The following is a 19,789-nucleotide window of genomic DNA, read 5'->3' as shown; positions in this document are numbered from 1 at the left end:
CGGCGGCCGCGGCTCAGCGGCCGAGGATCTCGCCGAGGGCCTGGTCGAGGCCCGGGTACTCGAACTCGAAGCCGGCCTGCTGGATCCGCTCCGGCTGCATCCGGGCGCCGGTGAGCAGCACCCGCGCCATCTCCCCGAAGGCGAGGCGCAGGGCGAAGGCCGGGGCGGGGAGCAGCGCCGGCCGGCGCAGGTGCCGGGCGAGGGTGCGGGTGAACTCGGCGTTGGTCACCGGCGCCGGCGCCGAGGCGTTGAACGGCCCGGAGAGCTCGTCGTGCTCGAGCAGGAAGCGGATCATGCGCACCAGGTCCTGGCGGTGGATCCACGGCATGTACTGCCGCCCGCTGCCGAGCGGGCCGCCGAGGCCGAGCCGGAACGGCGGCAGCAGCCGCTCGAGGGTCCCGCCGTCGTGGCCGAGGACGATGCCGATGCGCACCAGGGCGACGCGCACCCCGTACGGCTCGGCCTCGCGGGCCGTGCGCTCCCAGCGCTCGCAGAGGCGGTGGACGAACTCGTCGTGGGGCGGGGTCTGCTCGGTGACCACGCGCTCGCCCTGGTCGCCGTAGTAGCCCATCGCCGAGGCGGAGACGAGCACCTGCGGCGGCTGCTCGAGCCGGCTGCAGAGCTCGACCACCGCCTGCGTCGTCTCGAGCCGCGACTCGACGAGCCGCTGCTTCTGCGCCTCGCTCCAGCGCTTGCCGGCGATGGGCTCGCCGGCGAGGTTGACGACGCCCTCCGGCGGGCGGTCGAGGAAGTCGAGCACCTGCGGGCGGACGTCGGTGCCCGCCGGCAGCACCCCCCGGGCCCGCTCCGGGCTGCGGGAGGCGACGAGGACCTCGTGGCCCGCCTCGTGGAGATCGGCGCACAGGCGCCGGCCGACGAAGCCGGTGCCTCCGGTGACGAGTACCCGCATTAGGCGTCCTCCTCCCCTTGCTGGCTGTCGGGCCCCGGCGTATCGGGGGTGGCCCGCACGCCGGGGGCGCCGCCGAAGCGCTGCTCGAGGGCCTGCTGCGCCTCCTGCCCCTCGTGGCCGAAGTAGATCGTCCGGTGGGGGTAGGGGATCTCGATGCCGGCGGCGTCCAAGCGCTTCTTGACCAACCTATTATAGGCCCGCCCCACGGCCCACTGCATGCCCGCCTCGGTCTTGATGCGCACGCGGAAGTCCACGGAGCTCTCGCCGAGGGTGGTGACGCCGTCGATGGCGAAGTCGTCGCGCAGCGCGGGGGCGACCTCCGGGTCCTGCTTAAGGTCCTCGTAGGCGGCCTGCAGCTCGGGGATGACCCGGTCGATGTCCTCGTGGTAGGCGACGCCGTACTGCCCGACGTGGTAGGCGAAGTGGCGCGTGAAGTTGGAGACGCTGTCCACCGAGGAGAAGGGCACGAAGTGGTAGGTGCCCGCGAGGTCGCGGATGTTCACCGAGCGGATGGTCAGCTTCTCCACGGTGCCGGTGATCCCGGCGGCGGTGATGACGTCGCCGACGTCGATGGCGTTCTCGAGCTGGATGAACACGCCGGTGATGATGTCCTGGACGAGCTTCTGCGCGCCGAAGCCGATGGCCAGGCCGAGGACACCGGCACCGGCGATCAGCGGGCCGATGTTGATGCCGATCTCGGCGAGCACGATCATCACCGTCACCGTGACCAGGGTCACGGCGAGGGCGTTGCGGAAGAGGGTGAGCAGCGTCTGCTCGCGGGCCGTCGGCCGGCTCCGGCGGCCGCCGTCGGGGTTGAGGCGGTACTCGATCCAGGTCGCGGCGATCAGCCACGCCGCGGTGGCCGCGGCGAGGATCAGCGCCACCGACAGCGCGGTGCTGATCAGCCCCAGGCCCGCCGGGGAGCCCAGCCAGCCGGTGAAGTCGAGCAGCCCCCAGGCGTCGAGGACGAGGGCGACGGCGCTGACGAGGATCACCGCGCGCACGCCCTTGAGGACGATGGGCACGTAGCCGTTGAGCCGCTGCTCGAGCATCGGGAAGCGGCGGCGCTTGGCCTCGCTGAGCCGGATCCGCCGCGCCGTGGCCTGCTCCAGCGTCAGCAGCAGGAGGGCGCCGACGGCGATGGCGCCCACCGACTGGATCGTCCCCTGGGCCATGAAGGGCAGGGCGCTCTCGGGGCGGGTCACGGTGACCACGGCCAGGGCGCCGAAGTAGGCGATGACCGCCCAGTGCCAGAGGTGGGCGAGCAGGGCGAGCACCGTGCGCGTGAACAGCAGCTCCGAGGCGGCCGCCTGCGCGTGGAGGCGCTCGCGGACGTCGCGGCGGTTGCGCAGGGCCAGGTAGAGGGCGTAGAGGAAGGCCAGCGCCATGACCAGGAGGGTGGCCAGCTCGCCGAGGCCGGTGGAGACGGTGCGCCTCGCCAGGGGCACGAGGAAGAGCAGGCCGTAGCCGATGAGCCCGGCCATGCGCGCCAGCCGGGTGTTCCAGTAGGCGGCGAGGGCGTCGCCGAGGGGGATCAGGCGCAGGTGCTCGTGCTTGGCGGCGAAGAAGACGCGCAGCAGCGCCTTGAGCGCCTCGATGAGCAGGAAGGCGTTGAGGAACATCGACTGGCGCAGCTCGATGGCGCCGAAGTCGCCGAGGGCGAAGAGCGCCACGGCGTAGCCGCCGACCCAGGCGACGAGGACCACCGCGGCGTCGGCGAGCGCGGCGCCGAGCACGCCCGCCGTCCGGCGCACGGCGCGCAGGCGCTCGTCGCCGCCGCGCGCCCAGCGCTCGATGCGGCCGAACAGGGGGCGCACCGCCGGGCGCAGGAGCAGGAGCAGGCCCACGGCGGTGAGGATGACCAGCGCCAGGTCGGTGAGCTGCAGCGCCAGCTCGAGCAGCTGCGGCCCGAGGGCCTCGGCCTCCAGGGCGCTGAAGGCCTCGCCGATCTCGCCGATCTGCCCGCCGAGGGACTGGGCAAGCCCCTGGGTGGCCTCGGCGACGCGCCGGGCCGGGGTGACCGCCTCCTCGCCGCCCTCGGCGCCCGCCGCGAGGGCGGGCAGGAGCAGGGCGAGCAGGCCGCCGCCGAGGCGGGCGAGGGGCTTGATGAGGGGGGAGAGCTCGGCCACAGGCAGCCTCCTTTCCGGCCGGGGAAACTGGCGCGAGTCTAGCAACCCTGGCGCCGGCGCGTCGCCGGGGGCGGCGGTCGTGCCTTGCCGGCGGCTCCTGGACTACACTACGGCTCCCGGCAGGCAGTTCAGGAGGGACGGAGCGTGAGCTGGTGGCGAGCGGTACCCTGGGCAGTACGCCTCGCGCGCCTGGCGCGCGGGGCCGAGGAGGTGCGCCGCGAGCGCCGCGGGCAGCGGCTGAGCGGCTACGACACCGGCAAGGCCGTCGGGCGGGCCCTGCGCCGGCGGCTCAAGCCGTGAGCTCGCGGCGCAGGATCTTGCCGCTGGGGGTCTTGGGCAGCTCGTCGACGAAGTAGATCTCCCGCGGCGCCACGATGGCGCCGAGGCGCTTGCGGGCGTAGGCGAGCAGGGCGCTGCGCAGCGCCGCGGTCTGCGCGAAGCGCCGCCGCGGCACGACCCAGGCGGCGACGAGCTGCCCGGCGACCGGGTCGGGGATGCCGCTGACCCCGCACTCGCCGACATCGGGGTGGTGGTTGAGCACGGCCTCGACCTCGGCGGGCCCCACCATGTGCCCGGCGGTCTTGATGACGTCGTCGATCCGGCCGATAAAGCGCAGGCCGCCGTCGGCGTCGTACTGCGCCAGGTCCCCCGAGCGGTACCAGTTGTCGACGAAGGCCTCGCGGTAGCGCTCCGGCGCCCCGAGGTAGGCGCGGAACATCGACGGCCAGCCGCGGCGGATGAGGATCTCGGCCGTCTCGCCGGCGGCGGTGACCGGCTCGACGCGCTCCCCCTCGACGCGGCCGAGCATCAGCTCGATGCCGGGCACCGGCCGCCCCATGGCGCCGGGGCGCGGCGGCTCCTCGCCGTACTGCGCGGTCATGATCGCCCCGGTCTCCGACTGCCACCAGGCGTCCCGGGCGGGGCAGCCGAGGTACGCCTCGCTCCACTCCGCGATCGCCGGGTCGAGGGGCTCGCCGGTGCTGAAGACGCGCTCCAGCGCCCCCAGGTCCCGCCCGCCGAGGGCCTCGCGCCCGGCCCGCCGGAGCATGCGCAGGGCCGTCGGCGCCGTGAACCAGCACTGCACCCCCTCCGCCTCGAGGATCTCGTACCAGCGCACGGCGTCGAAGTCCCCCTCGTCGACGATCACCGTACTGCCGCACATCAGCGGGGCGAGGATGCCGTAGGAGACGCCGGTCACCCAGCCGGGGTCGGCGGTGCACCAGTAGCGCGTGCCCGCCTCCAGGCCGAGGACGAGCCGGCCGGTGGCCAGGTGGGCGGCGCCGGCGCGGTGGACGTGGAGCACGCCCTTGGGCGGCCCCGTGGTGCCGCTGGTGAAGTGGAGCAGCGCCGGGTACTCCGGGCCGGTGGCCGGCGGCGCCGGCCCCTCCTCGCCGGCGCAGAACGCCTCCCAGGACTCGGCGCCGGGGGCCTCGCCGTCGATGAGCACGACGTGCTCGAGCGCCGGCAGGGCGCCGCGCACCGGCGCGATGCGCTCCTGGTAGAGCCGCTCGGTGGTGACGACGACGCGGGCCTCGCCGAGCTCCAGGCGGCGGCGGATCGGGTCCGGGCCGTAGACGGAGAACAGCGGCGCGAAGACCGCCCCGTGGCGCAGGGTGCCGAGGGCGGCGATGTAGAGCTCCGGGCGGCGCGGCCCGAGGGTGCAGACGCGCTCGGCCAGGTGCACCCCGTGGCGGGCCAGCGCCGCGGCGAAGCGCTCGGCCTCGTGGAGCAGCCCGGCGTAGGTGTAGGCCCGCCGCTCGCCCGCGGCGCCGCGCCAGATCAGGGCCTCGCGGTCGCCGCAGCCGGCGGTGACGTGGCGGTCGAGGCACTGGTAGGCGAGGTTCAGGCCGCCGTCCGGTTGCGGGGCGAGCCAGCTCGACTCCACCTCGGACCAGGAGAATTCGGGGTGCTCTGTGCCCATGGGCGGCCCGTCCGGTGGTTGAGAGGCGATCCGGCTATCGTGAGTCCCCTTTGTGGCCTGGTGCAAGGGGGCGGGCGCGAGTCCCCTCTCCCGCGGCGCCCCTCGCCTCCCTGCTGCCGCTCCCCGCCGTGCTAGTGACCGATTCACGCCGGAATCACGCATTGACCGTATAAATTGTATAACTTCAAGAGCCACTCGTGCTGATGGGGTATTGAGGATGCCAGAGCTCGAGATGCGCCTCCTCGGGGGGCTCGAGATACGGCTCGACGGGGCGGCGCTCCACGTGGGGCAGGGCTCGGCCCGCTTGCGCGTCCTGCTCGCCTACCTCGCCCTCTACAGCGAGAGCTGGCACGAGCGCTCCGAGCTCGCCGCCTTCCTCTGGCCGCGCACCCCCATGCCCAACGCCCGCGTCTCCCTTCGCCAGCTCCTGGCCCGGCTGCGCCGGGAGTGCGGCTGTGCCGGAACGCCCTGGCTCATCGAGCCGGGCCGCGTCGGCCTGGCGGCCGGCACCGAGCTGCGGCTGGATACGAGCCGGCTGGAGGGGGAGGTCGCGCCGCGGGAAGAGAGGGGCGCCCCGGCGCTCGAGCGGATGCGCCAGGCCCTGGCGGCCTACCGCGGCCCCTTCCTCGCCGACGTCGAGCTCGACGAGCGGGACGGCGCTGGCCGCTGGCTCGCGGAGCGCCGCGCCTACTACCGGGAGCGCGCCACGGCCCTGGCCGCCGGCGTGGCCAACGGCACGCGCCTCGCCGGCGATCTGCGGGAAGCCCTGGCGGCCGCCCGCCAGGCGGTGGAGATCAGCTTCCGCAGCGAGCAGGCGCAGCAGGCGCTGCTGCGCTGCCTGCTCGCCCTCGGCGACTACGAGGGCGCGGTGAGCGCCTACCAGCGCTACGCGGCGTGGCTGCGCTCCCATGAGGGGATGGAGGTCCCCGAGGCCGTCACCGGCCTCGTGCGGGACCTGCTCCAGGCGCGCAGCCTGCTGGCGCACGCGCCGTGGCAGGAGCAGCGCCCCGCCACGGCCGTCTACATCCAGCTCGAGCCGGCCTTCGATCCCGAGGCCCTGCAGGCGCAGCTGCACCGGCTCCGGGAGGAGGCGGAGGTGGTCGCCGCCCGCTACGGCGGCTTCATCGCGCCCGGCACCGATCCCTACGGGGTCACCCTGTGGTTCGGCTACCCGCGCGGCGATGAGCTGCTCCTGGTCCAGGCGCTGTGGGCCGCCCGGGAGCTGGTGGCCGCCGTCGGCGGCTCCGCGGGCGTCGAGTCGGGGGTGACGCTCGTCTCCGGGGACAGCGTCCAGCCGGTCTGCGGCGGGGCGGCGCTGACCGCCCGGACTCTCGCGGCCCTGGCCCTGGCCGGGTCGGTCTACCTGGGACCGGAGGCCGGGCAGCTGGCCGCCGGGCTGCTCGGGCTCGAGGCGGAGGGGGTCCGCCCCGCCGTCGCCGGCCGGGTGGCGCACTGCTACCGCATCGCGGCGGGGGCGGTCCGGCTGCCCGAGCGGCGCGCCGTCCAGCGCTACCCGCTCCAGGGGCGGGTAGGGGAGCGGGAGACGCTCGGCCACCTCTGGCAGGCGGTGCGCCGCGGCGAGGGCGCCGAGGCCGTGCTGGTCGCCGGCGAGCTGGGCATGGGCAAGTCGCGCCTGATGGCGTGGCTCGAGGAGCACGTGACCGGCGACGGCGGGGGCTGCCTGTGGGCCTACGGCTGCGCCCGGCTGCAGGGTACCCCCTTCCAGCCGGTGCGCGAGGCGGTGGCGCGGCTGACGGGGCTGAGCGCCGAGGCGCCGTGGACGGGGGTCTGCCGCCGGCTGCGCCGGTGGCTCCGGCCGCTCGGGGTCAGCGATCCGCTGGCCGTCGAGCTGCTCGCCGAGCTCCTCGACACCACGCCCCCGCCGCAAGCGGCGATCCGGCAGCTCGGCGCGGGGCAGCGGCAGGCGCGCATGCAGCAGGTCATCGGCGAGGCCATCCAGGCCCTGGCGAGCCGCCGCCCCCTGGCCCTGATCCTCGAGGACCTCCAGTGGCTGGACGGCGCCACCCGGGAGCTGCTCGAGGAGCTCCTGGCGCCGCCCGGCGTCCCGGGCCTGCTCCTGGTGCTCACTGGCCGGCCGGAGGGCCTCGATACGGCCCTGGCGCAGCGCCTGCCCACCCTCCGCCTCGGCGCGCTCCACCCCGACTCCGCCCGCAGCCTGGCCCAGATCGTGGCGCAGCGCGACGGCATACCGGAGCCACTGCGGCCGCTCTCCATCACCGTCTGCGGCGGGAATCCGCTGTTCATCGAGCAGTGGGTCAAGGCCGGCTGGCGCCCCGCGGAGGGGCCCGGCGAGGCGGTCCCCGCCGGGCTGCGCGACATCCTCGCCGAGCGCCTGGACCGGCTCGGGCGGCTGCGCTATACGGTGCTGCTCGCCGCGCAGCTCGGCGAGCACTTCACCCGGCGCGGGCTCGAGCGCGCCGCCGCCGCGGACCCGGAGCTCTGGTCCCCCGAGGGCCTGACCGCCGACCTGGCGGCCCTCGTCGAGACCGGCGTGCTGGCGGCGCGGCCGGCGCGCGGGGAGCCGGGCTACGCCTTCCGCGAGCCGCTCCTGCGCGAGTTCGCCCGCGACGGCCTGCCGGCCTCGGAGCGCCGGCGCATCCGTGCCTTCCTCGTCCAGGGCAGTGCCGGGCCGCAGGCCGCCGGGACGCCGGCCGACGAGGGCGCGGCCTCCTAGGGCCGGGTGCGGCGTTTTGCGCCAGGCCCGCGGTTTCACACGGGTTTCACGCCGCGGGCGTTGTACCCCTTTACCTAGCGTGGGAAAACGTCAAGGAAGCCAGCCGGCGAGAAAGGACGTTTTCCATGAGCCAAGCATACCGGCCGCGGGCTCGCCACCTCCTGCTGCTCCTCGGGGCCGCGCTCCTGCTCGCGGCGCCGGCCGCCGGGGCGGAGCCCAAGCGGGCGCCCTTCATCCTCGACCTCTCGGGGACGGGCTACGAGCGCGAGGGCCTGGACGAGCTCTCCGAGGCGCAGCTCGAGGCGGCGGGGGACCAGTTCCTCGGCGCCGGCCTCGGCGTCCGGGGGTACTGGGGCGGGCGCTTCCACTACCGGGCCCGCCTCGAGCGCCTCGAGGAGTACGACGCCGAGCACATCAAGAAGGGCGTCATCGAGCGCCTGCGCGTCGCCCTGGGGGTGCGCGAGCCCCTGGCCCCCCGTCTCGACGCCGTCTACGAGCTGGAGCTCGGCTACTTCGACTACGACATCAAGTTCCCCCGCACGCTCCCCGCTGCCCTGGGGATCGATGAGGAGCGGGTCTCCTCGGCCTACACCGAGGGCGGGGTCCAGATCGGGGTCACCGGCCACGCCGAGCACTGGCGCACGGACCTGCGGGCCGTGCTGCGGCTGGCCGACGACGCCGATGTCCGCAGCCAGGTCGGAGGCCGGGCGCAGGTCACGGGCTTCTCCGCCAACCGCCGCTACGCCGGCTACGCCGAGGTGGAGTGGCTGAGCGACGAGGAGGCCGTGCGCCTGGGCTTCCGGCGGCTGTTCCACTGAAGGCGGCCGCCCGCCCCGCCACGGGGGCCGGGGCAGCGGGCCGCGCAACGCTAACGAGAGGAAGGAGCCATGAAGCAGCAGCAAGGCAACGGAGTACGGCACCGGCAGGGCGGCTTCACCCTGGTGGAGCTCTCGGTGGTCCTGGTGATTGTCGGCCTCCTGCTCGGGGCGGTCTTCGCCGGGCAGGAGCTGATCAAGAACGCCCAGGCCACGCGGCTGAAGAACCAGGTCAAGAACATCGAGACCATGGCCCAGAACTTCCGGGATCAGCGCGGGCGGTATCCCGGGGATTGCAATAACGATGGAATCATTGGAATTGCAATAGGGGATGGCTTGTCAAGTCCCGATGATCGCGCTGCTCGTGCAGGCTATCTGAGCACGGATACTGCTATTTCTTTAGCAGAGGGTGGTGATGGAAGTTGGGAAGAAGGAAGTTTTTGCCCTCGGGATGCCGAAACTTACGAGGGTGACGCCCAACTTCACGGTGGAAATCCCGGCGCCAACCTTTTCTACAACGACCTCAAGGAGGCCGGTTTTATCAACGAGACCTCGGTGAACCGGGACGTCGCCGAGCACACGGACGACGACTACATCTTCGCCATGCAGATTGATGAAGGTGGTTACCCCTATAACGTGATGGTCATCGCCGGGGTCAGCCGCTTCCTGGCCCGCGCCATGGACGAGTCCATCGACGGCAACGCCGACGATATGGATGGGGGGCGTATCCGGGGTATCCAGACAGATGGAACCATTGAGGATGACAGCTCCTGGTCCGATTGGAGTAGTGGTGGTGCTGGCAGCCCGGACAGCAAGGTCCACGTGGCCTACTTCTTCGAGGACGTGCCGACGGACTGATCGGCAGGTGGACAGGCAGCCTTGATTCCCCCTCGGTGGATCGAGGGGCCCTTCTAGGGAGAGGACAGCGATGCGGCATGCGAATCGACACCGGCAGGGCGGTTTTACCCTGGTGGAGCTCTCGGTGGTGCTGGTGATTGTCGGCCTCCTGCTCGGGGCGGTCTTCGCCGGGCAGGAGCTGATCAAGAACGCCCAGGCCACGCGGCTGAAGAACCAGGTCAAGAACATCGAGTCGATGGCCCAGAACTTCCGCGACCAGCGCGAGCGCTACCCGGGGGACTGCGATAATAACGGGTTTTTTGATACTCAAATTCTCGATCTAGGTAATCCCAATACCCGTGCCAAGCGGGCAAACTACCTGGCCGTGGATAGCGACTCCGACTTGGATTCCGGCGATTTCTGCCCGGATAACCCCGGGGATGAGGGTGTGGAAGGTGATACGGCTCTTGATGGCGACCCCGGCGCCAATCTCTTCTACAACGACCTCAAGGAGGCCGGTTTTATCAACGAGACCTCGGTGAACCGGGACGTCGCCGAGCACACGGACGACGACTACATCTTCGCGGGGCGAGTCGTTGTAGGTGGAAATCTTACCTCCTACAACGCGATTGTCGTCGCCGGGGTCAGCCGCTTCCTGGCCCGCGCCATGGACGAGTCCATCGACGGCAACGCCGACGACCCGTTGGGGGGGCGGGTTCGGTGGATGAGCGAAGGAGGTGTTGTCGCTTCGGAGGCAGCAGATGGGTGGGCACAAGATGCCAAGTCCCCGGATGACAAAGTCCACGTGGCCTACTTCTTCGAGGACGTCCCGCCGGAATCAAATCTCGACGGTGGATAAGTCAATGAAGCGCAGCGGGGCGTTACGCCCCGCTTATCCCGCGATGGGGCCGGGGCGTGCCGCCCCGGCCCGGTCCGGCGGAGACGGCGGACGGGCGTCTTGAGCTGCCGAGCAGAGGGCCTGATATGGCATTCGTGAGCACCCTCCTGGTCACCATGGACCGCCTCCGGGCGGAGGACGGCACGCAGCGGGCGCGCTACGCGCTGCTGCGCGGGCGGCGCATCGACCGGCGGGGGAGCTGCACCCTCGACGAGCTCGGCGGGTTGCGGGCGGGGCGGCTGCGGGCGAGCCTCCTCTCGCCGCTGACCCACCTCGAGCGCGTCGAGCTGGAGGCCTTCAGGCGCCGCCTGGTGCCCTTCGTGGCCCGGCGCTACCTCGACGGCGAGTCGATCTTCACCGAGCCGTACCGGCTGCGCACCCGGGTGGCGCGCCTCGCCGAGGGCCGCGCCGACACCTACATGATGGCCATGGCCGAGGACGACGTGGCCCTCGCCGCCGAGGCGCTGCCGCGCTCGGCCCGCCCGGCGGAGCTGCTCACCGCCGGCGAGGCGGCCATCGCCGCCCTGGTCGGGCGGGTCACGCGGGAGCCGTCGATGGCCTACTGGGCCCGCGGCACCTTCTTCCTCGCCCTGTTCATCGAGAACGGCCGGGTGCGCTGGCGGCGCACCGAGCGGGTCTTCGACCGCGGCCCGGGCGCCGAGGAGGAGGTCGGCGGCGAGGCGGGCCGCTACGAGCGGCTGATCGACGCCGCCGAGAGCGGGCTCACCGCCGAGCACGAGCGCGCCCTGCGCTACCGCTTCGCCCTCGGCGACCTGGTGGGCACGCCCATGCGCCGTGACGAGGCCGCCCAGGAGCGCAGCCAGCTCGAGGCGCGCATGGCCGGGCTGCTCGCCGGCGCCGCCGAGAACGCCATCCTCCACGAGCCCGAGCTCTACGGCCTCGCCTTCGTCCCGTCGTGGGCGGACATGCAGGAGGCCGACTATCAGCACCAGGTCCTCGCCCACCGCATTGCCACCCCGGCGGCAGGGATCGCCGCCGCGGTGGGCGTGGCCCTCGCCGGCGCCGGCGCCTACCAGCTCAGCCAGGCCGTCGCGGCGGAGGGCGACTTGAAGGTAGCCCAGGAGCGCTACCAGGCGCGCCGCGCCGAGCTCCAGGAGCAGCGCCCGCCCGCGGGCGCCCTCGAGGAGCTCGATGCGGCGCTGAGCCTCCACGAGCGCGAGCGCCGGGCGCTGCGCCTCGACCGCTTCCTCGCCTGGCTCGCCGAGCAGATCCCCGCCGAGGGCCACGTGCGCAGCCTCTCGCTGGAGGCCCGCGACGGCGACGACGAGGAGCAGCCCGCCGAGGCCTTCGCCGCCGACCTGGAGGTGGAGCTCGCCGGCGGCTACGACCGCGCCCGGGGGCTCGCCGAGGCGACGGTGAGCCGGCTCGGCGAGCGCGTCGAGCTCTCGGGCAGCGAGTTCCGCTACGAGCCCGCCCCCGAGCGGCAGGGCCGGGGGGTGCTCAGCTCGCGGCTGAGCGTCCAGGCCGAGGCGTTCTAGGCGCAGCGACAGAAGGAGGCAGGGCCATGGCTGAGGAAGTGCAGGCGGCGGGGAGCGAGGCGGGAGCGGGGCGGCCCATCGGCCAGCTCCTCGAGCAGAGCGGGGCCATCACCCCCGAGCAGGTGGCCTACGCCCTCCAGGTCCAGCGCATGAGCCGCGAGCGCCTCGGCGACGTGCTCCAGCGGCTGCGCTTCGTCACCGACCGGGAGGTGGCCGAGGTCCTCGCCCAGCAGTCCGGCTACCCCTTCGAGCCGCTCGCGGGGGCGGCGCCCGGCGGGGAGGTGCTCCGCGAGCTGCCCTACAACTTCGCCCAGCGCTACGAGCTCCTGCCGCTGCGCGTCGACGCCGGCGGGCGGCTCGAGGTCGCCGTCTCCGACCCCTTCGACAGCGACGGTGTCAGCCGCGCCGCCCGCTTCACCCGCTACCCGCTGCGCCTGCGGGTGGCGCCGCGGGGGCGGCTGCGCGAGCAGATCCAGCGCCTCTACTACTTCGCCGAGCACCCCATCGACGACGACGTCGAGCGTATCGCCCGCGACGCCCAGGCCGGGCGCAACTACGCCCCGGAGCGGCTCATGGAGCTGCTCATCACCGGGGCGGTGGAGCTCGGCGCCTCGGACGTGCACATCCAGCCGACGCCGGTGGCCTCGCTGATCTCCTACCGCATCGACGGCGTCCTGCAGCTGCGCTACACGCTGCCGCCGGAGGCCCACGTGCGGCTGATCTCGGCGATCAAGGTCGCCGCCAACATGGACATCGCCGAGCAGAACCGCCCCCTCGACGGGCGCATGAGCTTCAGCTTCCTCGGCGAGAGCTTCGACCTGCGCCTGTCCACGGCGCCGGCGAGCAGCGGCGAGTCCATGGTCCTGCGCCTGCTCTCCGGCGGCGGCGAGCTCATCAGCCTCGAGAGCGTCGGCTTCCAGCCCCAGCAGGTCGCCGACGTCGTGCGCATGGCCGACGTCCCCTACGGGCTGCTCCTGGTCACCGGCCCCACCGGCTCCGGCAAGAGCACCACCCTCTACGCGGCGCTGCGCAAGATCAACACCATGGAGAAGAACGTGCTCACCATCGAGGATCCGGTGGAGTACGCCATGCCGCTGATCCGCCAGGTCTCGGTCAACGAGCGCGCCGGGCTGACCTTCGCCTCCGCCATCCGCTCCTTCCTGCGCCACGACCCCGACGTGATGCTCGTCGGCGAGGTCCGCGACCAGGAGACCGCGCAGCTGACCATCCGCTCGGCGCAGACCGGCCACCTCGTCCTCTCCACGCTGCACACCAACGACGCCGCCGGCGCCGTGGTGCGCATGCGCGACCTGGGCATCGAGAGCTACCTCCTCTCCTCGTCGCTGGTGGGCGTCGTCTCGCAGCGCCTGGTGCGCAAGCTCTGCGAGCACTGCCGGGCGCCCTACACCCCGGACGAGGCCGAGCGGGAGGCCTACGGCCTGGCGGCGGCGACCCTCTACCGCGCCCGCGGCTGCGAGCGCTGCCTGCGGACCGGCTACCTCGGCCGGGTCGCGGTGGGCGAGGTGCTCCGCGTCGACGACGAGATCCGCGCGCTCATCGACGAGGGCGGCAACGCCCTGCAGCTGCGGCGCCTGGCCGAGGAGAAGGGGATGCACACCCTCTGGCAGTCGGCCCTGGGGCTGGTGGAGCAGGGGGTGACGGACCTGACCGAAGTCGAGCGAGTGATCCGCTAGGCCATGCCATTCTACCTCTACACGGCCATCGACCGCGCCGGCGCCCCCGTGCGCGGCCGGGCCCGCCACGCCAGCCTCGACGAGCTGGCCCGCGAGCTCGGCCTGCGGGGCGAGACCCTCTACCGCTTCACGGCGCTGCCGGACGGCTTCGCCCGGCTCGGCGAGGCCCTGCGGCGCAAGCCCCGGACGGCGGATGTGGCGGAGTTCTGCAACAACCTCGCCATCTACATCGGCGGCGGCGTGGACTTCCAGTCGGCCCTCAACGACATGGCCGACGCCACCCGCTCGGGGCCGATGCGCCGCCAGCTGCGCGAGGTCAAGCGGCTGCTCTACGCCGGCTACCCCTTCTCCGAGGCGCTGCGCCAGACCGGCGCCTTCCCCGAGATCGTGGTCAACATGGCGGCCATCGGCGAGGAGTCGGGGACCATCGACCGCACCCTGGCCGACGCCGGCGCCCACCTCGACCGCATGCTCGCCATCCGCAACGCCGTCTTCCGGGCGCTGCTCTACCCGATGTTCGCGCTCTTCGTCTTCTTCGCGGCGCTGCTCTTCTGGCTGGCCTTCGTCATCCCGCAGCTCGAGCAGGTCTTCCGGCAGATGAACGTGGCGCTGCCGCCGATCACGCGCAACGTCCTCGCCATCAGCGGCTGGTTCCAGGAGCACTGGCTCGGGGTGCTCGTCGGCGTGCTGCTGATCCCGGTGGCGCTCAAGGGGCTGCGCTGGCTCAAGGGGCCGGGGCGGCTCATCGACGCGGGCCTGTGGCGGATGCCCATCGTCGGCCGGCTGGTGCGCGGCTCGCAGTGGGCTTTCTACTTCCAGTACCTGGGGGTGATGTACGCCTCCGGGGTGGTCATCACCCGCGCCCTGGAGGCCGTCCGCGAGTCCACCACCAACAAGGACTTCCGGCGCCGGCTCGCCCCCATCGAGGAGCAGCTGCGCACCGGCGAGCCCCTGGAGACCGCCTTCGCCCGGACCCGGGCCTTCGAGCCCCTGGGGGTGCGGATGATCGGCCTCGGCGAGCAGACCGGCAGCCTCGACGGCCAGCTCCGCAAGCTCGCCGAGATCTACTACCGCCGGGTGCAGAACCTCGTGGAGGTGGTCAGCAAGCTCTTCGAGCCGATCATCGTCCTCGTCGTCGGGCTGTTCTTCGTCATCTTCGTCGTCGCCGTCGTCGGCCCGATCTACCAGATGGTCCGCGATGTGGGCGCCGGCCTCTAGCGGGCGCAGGAGGAGAGAGCCATGCAGCGGCACAGCAGCAGCGGATTCACCCTGGTCGAGATGGCCGTGGTGCTCGTCATCGCCGGGATGCTCGTCACCATCGGCTTCTCGACGGTCGGCATCCTCCTGGAGCAGACCCGGCGCAGCAGCGACCGGCAAGTGATCGAGGAGGGCAAGGAGGCCCTCTTCGGCGAGCTCCTCGCCGGCGGCGGCCTGCCGGCGCCGCGGGCGATCGACGGCGATAACCGCGCCCTCTTGCATGAGGACGGCGGCGAGACCGATCCCGGCGTTCCCGGCGCCCTGCCCGCCGACACCCTGGGCGTCTCCGCCACCGGCAGCGGCAGCGCCCTGCTCGGCTACGACGTGCATCCGGCCCTGCGGGCGGAAGAGGCGTTCTCCATCGCGGATTGGGTGGAGTGGATCGAGGTTGATGGTGGCGATCAGGGCGAACTGGATGGCGCAGATACCGGGATCGGCACCGGCGGCAGTGAGGCCCAGCTCTGCCGGAACCTCAATACCCTCCTCGCCCTGGCGGAGCAGGAGGGCGATAGCCTGGAAAACGACGAGGAGGAGGTGGAGGCCACCCTGCCGCGGGTCTGGTCGCGCGGGTACGTCGAGGATGAAGGCGGAGATCCAGACAATAAAGAAGCTGCGCTCGAGAACGCCTCCCCCTACGCCTTTGTCGTGCTCCGCCGCCCCGAGGAGGCCCAGGGGGAGCGCCTGGACCGGGAGAACAGCTTTGATCTGGACGAGAAGGTGTACCGGGTCTGGGAGAACCCCAACACCCCCGCGGAGCCCGGCCGCAGCGATGCGGCGCTGCGCTACGACGGCCACGTGGCGGGCTACCCCCTCTCGCGCCTCGCCGGCGAGCTGCGCCGGGCCGGGCTCTGCAGTAGCGGCCCGGCGCGGTGCCGGAATAACGAGGTCCTCGTCACGCTCATCAACGACACCCATATGGGAGTGACGCCCGGGTGGAAGATGACGGGGTACCTGATCAGTGAGGGGAAAATGGATGATGATGGCTCATGTGATATAGAGGGTACCGACGAGGGCGATGAGCTCAATAACCTCGACGATTGTGATTACCACACCCGTCTGACGATCCCGCCCTCGGAGCGCAGCCGGTCCGCCTGCCTGCCCGCTTACGGCGAGGCGGGCCCTTCAGATTCTGATGAAGGACCTTATCACCTCGTGATCACCCTTGAGGATAACACTGGCGCTGCTGATGACTTCCTGGTCGCCAAAGCACCCCTGGCCGAGATCGACGGCGATAGCCCAGAAGCTTGGCTCGCTCCATCCATCCTCGGCAGCAGCGGGTCGGCGGAGGCCGAGATCTTTTTCCAGGCGAATAAACCTGACAAATATCTCCAATCGCGAGCTGAGCCAGTTGGTGGCAAAGAGGAGTGTGGCGATTATCTGGACGAGGGCAATTGTGAAAAGGAACACGGAAAGGGTGCTTCATGGAAAGACTCGGAGGGTAACGAATTGGACTGGACCGGAAGCAATGAGTCATGACGCCCGCGGCCCTGCTCGAGGCGCCTCCAGCCCCCTCGCCGCCGCGGCCCGGCAACGGTAGGCGCCCGGCGGGCGCCCCGCGGACGACGCTGAACAGGAGAGCCGACCCATGAATGCATTCATCAAGCGATCCCTGGCCTGGCTCCTGCTCGCCTCCCTGCTCCTCGGCGGGGGGCTGTTCCTGAGCGCCTACGCTCAGGACCGCCACGCGGCCGCCCGGCAGGCGCTCCAGGCCGTGGAGCGGGCGCAGACCGACCTCCGCCAGCTCCAGCGCCAGGTGGAGGCCTACCGCGAGGCCGTGGGGCGCCTCGGCTGGGATCCGGGCCGCGAGCGCCGGCGCGAGGACGTCGCCCTCGCCGCCGAGTTCTCCCAGGGCCAGCTCGGGCTCCTCGAGGAGATGCTCCGCTCCAACTACGGCGGCGACGGCATCTTCTCGGTGCGCCGCTTCCAGCTGGCCTCGTCGCGGGGCGAGGGGGGCGCGCTCACCTACCAGGTCGATCTCCAGGGCGAGAACCTGCTGCTCTTCGAGGGAGGCGCGCAATGAACAGCTACTTCATCTTCCTGATCCTGCCCGTGCTGGCGCTGGCGGGCTGGTGGGGCGGCAACGCCCTCGGCGGCGAGCCCGGCGGCTCGGCCTCCGTGGCGGCGGTGGAGGCCCTGGAGATGCCCGAGGGCCTGGAGCAGATCCGGGAGCGGCGCCGGCGCGAGTCGCCGCCCATCGACATGACCGCCTTCCAGCCGGCCGTCTCCGAGGCGGCGCTCGCCGCGGCGAGCGGCGGCGGCAGCGGCGACGGGGGCGGCGATCCGCAGGCGAAAGCCGCCGAGGCGGCGCCGGAGCCGCCCCGGGCGCAGGAGCAGCTCGACCTCGTGGGCGTGATGATCCACGACGACCGCCGCGTCGCCCACATCGGCGGCGAGGTCGTCCAGATCGGCGACGCGGTGCTCGGCTACCGCGTCCAGCGCATCGAGATGGATCGCGTGGTGGTGAGCGGGCCGCGGGGCTGGGAGGAGGTCCGCTTTGCGGCGGATCTGTAGTCGACGGGCCCTGGGTGGGTCCGGCCCGCCGGCCTCGGGCGGGACCATGAACCGGAGAAGAGGGGATCCCAAGATTATGAGACGTGCTGCCTTCCTGTCCCCCGTTGCGTTGCTGCCGCTGCTGAGCGCCTGCGGCACCATGCAGGAGAAGCCCGAGCCGAGCGCGGAGGCGGAGATCAACTCGGTGCCGGGCAGTGCCTACGAGCGCCTCCTGGAGGATCCGGACCTGGCGCCGGAGCGGCCCGAGGCGGAGGCGCCGGCCGGCGCCGAGGGCGGGGCGTCGGGGGCCGCGGGCCCGCTGCGCCTCGGCGCCGAGCAGCGGCTGCCCATGATCAGCCAGGCCGCGGAGGGCGGAGCGCCCGAGGAGGTCTCCGGGCAGCGGTACAGCTTCCGGGCGGACGCCCTGCCGGTGGGCGAGGCGCTGCGGATGTTCGGGCGCATGTACGATCTGAACGTCTACACCGACCCCGACGTCACCGGCACCGTCGACGTGGACTTCGCGGACGTGCCCCTGGAGCAGGCCATGCGGCTGCTGCTCAGCGGCAACGGCCTCTACTGGGCGTGGGACGACGGCGTGATCCACGTCCAGCGCACGGTTACCCGGACCTTCGAGCTCGACTACGTGCGCATGTCCCGCGAGGGGAGCTTCAGCTCGAGCGCCTCGGTGGAGGGCAGCGGCGGCAGCGGGGGTGGCGATTCCAGCGGCGACGCCGAGATCAGCCAGAGCGTGACCAACGAGTTCTGGGACGAGATCGAGGAGCAGCTCGGGAGCCTGCTCTCGGGGGAGGGGCGGCTGGTGGTCAACCGCATGACCGGGACCGTGCAGGTCTCCGACGTCTACCCGCGGGTCCAGGACGTCGAGCAGTTCGTCGCCAGCCTGCAGGACGCCATGGGCCGCCAGGTGGCCATCGAGGCGCGCATCCTGGAGGTCAAGCTCCGCGACGACCAGGCCATGGGCATCGACTGGTCCCGGATCAACCTGGACAACTTCGGCCAGATCACCAGCCAGACCTCGTTCACCGGCGGGGGCGGGAGCGCCAGCCCGGCCGGGGTCGACGGCGCCGCCGCCAGCACGCTGACCATCGACTTCAACGACGGCAGCTTCAGCTCCCTGGTCAGCGCCCTCAAGGAGCAGGGAGACGTGCGCGTGATGTCGCAGCCGCGGGTGCGCACCCTCAACAACCAGCCGGCGGTGATCAAGGTCGCCACGCAGCAGACCTTCTGGGAGCGCAATACCACCCGCTTCGTCGAGGACGGCGAGGATATCGTCGAGGTCGACGAGTCGGCCAACAACTTCAGCGAGGGGCTGATGCTCTCGGTGACCCCGCAGATCTCCGACGACGGGCGGGTGATGCTCGACGTCTCGCCGATGATCACCGACCTGGTCGACGTCTCCCAGTCGCCGAGCGGCGACAGCAACGCGCCGATCTTCGACGTCAAGCAGACCAGCACCCTGGTGCAGGTCAGCGACGGCGAGACGGTGCTCATCGGCGGGCTGATCCAGGACGGCACCTCGAAGAGCCGGCGCGGGATCCCGGTGCTCGGCTCCCTGCCGCTGCTCGGGCGCCTCTTCAGCAGCGACTACGAGGCCAAGAGCCGCACGGAGCTGGTGATCTTCATCGAGCCGACGGTGATCGGGCGGCGCCTGTGAGCGAGGATCTGCCTTGGACGTAGCGGATGTGGAGGCCTGCTACCGGGAGCTGGGGTTCACCGGCTCGCCGTTCAGCATCACCCCGGATACCGACTTCTTCTACCCGGGCGGCCAGCACAAGGCGGCGCTCGCCCACATGCGCTACGGCATGACGGCGGGCGGCTTCGCCCTGCTCACCGGCGAGGTGGGGCTGGGCAAGACGCTGCTGTGCCGCTACCTGCTGCGCAGCCCGCCGGCGCGGGTGCGCACGGCCTACGTCTTCAATCCCGCGCAGAGCTACGAGGACCTGCTCTCGAGCATCCACCACGATCTCCAGGGCGAGTGGCTGGCCGGCATGACCCCGGGGCAGATGCAGCGCGCCATCTACGACGGGCTCATCGCCATGGCCGAGGGCGGCGAGCGCGCGGCGGTGGTCATCGATGAGGCGCACCGGCTGGCGCCGGAGCTGCTGGAGTCCCTGCGCCTGCTCTCCAACCTGGATACCGAGAAGCAGAAGCTGCTGTCGCTGCTGCTCGTCGGCCAGCCGGAGCTCGACCGCACGCTGGCGCTGCGCGCCATGCGGCCGCTGGCGCAGCGCATCGGGGTGCGCTACCACCTGGCCCCCTTCTCCCGGCCGGAGACCGCCCGCTACCTCCGCCACCGCATCCTGACGGCGCGCGAGCGCGACTTCGACTTCGAGGTCTCGGCGCCGGCGGCGGCGGTGATCCACCGGGAGAGCCAGGGGGTGCCGCGGCGGATCAACCAGATCGCCGATCGCGCGGTGCTCGCGGCGTACGCGCAGCGGGTGGCGGCGGTGACCCGGCGCCACGCCAAGCGGGCGGCCCGCGAGGTCCGCCGCGGGGGCGGCGCGCTGTGAGCATCATCGAGGAGGCCCTCCACCGCCTCGAGCGCGATGGCGGCGAGCGCCCCGCGCCGCCGCCGCTCTACGCCGCGGCGCCCGGCCGGGCGCGCGCGCCGCGGCGCTGGCTGGTG

The 19,789-nt window shown here is 72.3% G+C and carries 16 protein-coding genes; 13 read left to right on the top strand and 3 right to left on the bottom strand.

Annotated features, from left to right (window positions below):
• Positions 1-13: 13 nt before the first annotated feature.
• Positions 14-910 carry a TIGR01777 family oxidoreductase gene (locus CKO13_RS02140; protein WP_200256341.1) on the bottom strand — a complete coding sequence of 299 codons (897 nt, stop codon included), beginning with the start codon at positions 908-910 and terminating at the stop codon, positions 14-16.
• The gene (locus CKO13_RS02135; protein ID WP_338034558.1) at positions 910-3,039 is read right to left on the bottom strand and encodes a mechanosensitive ion channel domain-containing protein; all 2,130 of its coding nucleotides are present in this window, start codon (positions 3,037-3,039) and stop codon (positions 910-912) included. Before CKO13_RS02135 ends, CKO13_RS02140 begins: the two co-directional genes overlap by 1 nt.
• Before the next feature lie 144 nt (positions 3,040-3,183).
• Here CKO13_RS02135 and CKO13_RS02130 point away from each other — a divergent pair, with 144 nt between their 5' ends.
• On the top strand, positions 3,184-3,339 hold the full coding sequence (locus tag CKO13_RS02130) for a hypothetical protein (protein WP_200256340.1): 156 nt from the start codon (positions 3,184-3,186) through the stop codon (positions 3,337-3,339).
• Here CKO13_RS02130 and CKO13_RS02125 read toward each other — a convergent pair.
• Positions 3,329-4,960, bottom strand: a complete 1,632-nt coding sequence (locus CKO13_RS02125) for an AMP-binding protein (RefSeq protein WP_200256338.1) — start codon at positions 4,958-4,960, stop codon at positions 3,329-3,331. The genes CKO13_RS02130 and CKO13_RS02125 overlap by 11 nt on opposite strands.
• Before the next feature lie 217 nt (positions 4,961-5,177).
• Here CKO13_RS02125 and CKO13_RS02120 point away from each other — a divergent pair, with 217 nt between their 5' ends.
• The 12 genes from CKO13_RS02120 to CKO13_RS02065 all read left to right on the top strand — a co-directional run bounded on the left by CKO13_RS02120 (position 5,178) and on the right by CKO13_RS02065 (position 19,673).
• Positions 5,178-7,655, top strand: a complete 2,478-nt coding sequence (locus CKO13_RS02120; RefSeq protein WP_200256336.1) for an AfsR/SARP family transcriptional regulator — start codon at positions 5,178-5,180, stop codon at positions 7,653-7,655.
• 125 nt (positions 7,656-7,780) lie between these two features.
• On the top strand, positions 7,781-8,473 hold the full coding sequence (locus tag CKO13_RS02115; protein ID WP_200256335.1) for a hypothetical protein: 693 nt from the start codon (positions 7,781-7,783) through the stop codon (positions 8,471-8,473).
• Positions 8,474-8,542: 69 nt separating this feature from the next.
• Positions 8,543-9,328 carry a type II secretion system protein gene (locus tag CKO13_RS02110; protein WP_200256334.1) on the top strand — a complete coding sequence of 262 codons (786 nt, stop codon included), beginning with the start codon at positions 8,543-8,545 and terminating at the stop codon, positions 9,326-9,328.
• Between the two features lie 70 nt (positions 9,329-9,398).
• On the top strand, positions 9,399-10,166 hold the full coding sequence (locus CKO13_RS02105) for a type II secretion system protein (RefSeq protein WP_200256333.1): 768 nt from the start codon (positions 9,399-9,401) through the stop codon (positions 10,164-10,166).
• Between the two features lie 125 nt (positions 10,167-10,291).
• A complete protein-coding gene (locus tag CKO13_RS02100; protein WP_200256332.1) occupies positions 10,292-11,704 on the top strand; it encodes a hypothetical protein in 1,413 nt (470 codons plus the stop codon).
• A gap of 26 nt (positions 11,705-11,730) precedes the next feature.
• Positions 11,731-13,398, top strand: coding sequence for a GspE/PulE family protein (locus CKO13_RS02095; RefSeq protein ID WP_200256331.1), 1,668 nt, complete (start codon positions 11,731-11,733; stop codon positions 13,396-13,398).
• A gap of 3 nt (positions 13,399-13,401) precedes the next feature.
• Complete coding sequence (locus CKO13_RS02090; RefSeq protein WP_200256329.1) at positions 13,402-14,616, top strand: type II secretion system F family protein; 1,215 nt, start codon at positions 13,402-13,404, stop codon at positions 14,614-14,616.
• A 21-nt stretch (positions 14,617-14,637) separates the two neighbouring features.
• Positions 14,638-16,131: a type II secretion system protein gene (locus CKO13_RS02085; protein ID WP_200256327.1), complete on the top strand. Its 1,494-nt coding sequence runs from the start codon at positions 14,638-14,640 to the stop codon at positions 16,129-16,131.
• Positions 16,132-16,240: 109 nt separating this feature from the next.
• Entirely contained in the window at positions 16,241-16,675 is a 435-nt protein-coding gene (locus CKO13_RS02080) for a hypothetical protein (protein WP_200256325.1), read from the top strand.
• Positions 16,672-17,166: a hypothetical protein gene (locus CKO13_RS02075; protein WP_200256322.1), complete on the top strand. Its 495-nt coding sequence runs from the start codon at positions 16,672-16,674 to the stop codon at positions 17,164-17,166. Before CKO13_RS02080 ends, CKO13_RS02075 begins: the two co-directional genes overlap by 4 nt.
• A 76-nt stretch (positions 17,167-17,242) precedes the next feature.
• Positions 17,243-18,817 carry a pilus (MSHA type) biogenesis protein MshL gene (gene mshL / locus CKO13_RS02070; RefSeq protein WP_200256321.1) on the top strand — a complete coding sequence of 525 codons (1,575 nt, stop codon included), beginning with the start codon at positions 17,243-17,245 and terminating at the stop codon, positions 18,815-18,817.
• 13 nt (positions 18,818-18,830) lie between these two features.
• Positions 18,831-19,673, top strand: coding sequence for an ExeA family protein (locus CKO13_RS02065; protein ID WP_200256319.1), 843 nt, complete (start codon positions 18,831-18,833; stop codon positions 19,671-19,673).
• Positions 19,674-19,789 lie beyond the last annotated feature (116 nt).

The organism is Halorhodospira neutriphila (assembly GCF_016584055.1).
GTDB classification, from domain to species: domain Bacteria; phylum Pseudomonadota; class Gammaproteobacteria; order Nitrococcales; family Halorhodospiraceae; genus Halorhodospira; species Halorhodospira neutriphila.
The sequence above is the reverse complement of the archived record's forward strand: the minus strand, read 5'-3'. Positions and strand labels throughout refer to the sequence as shown.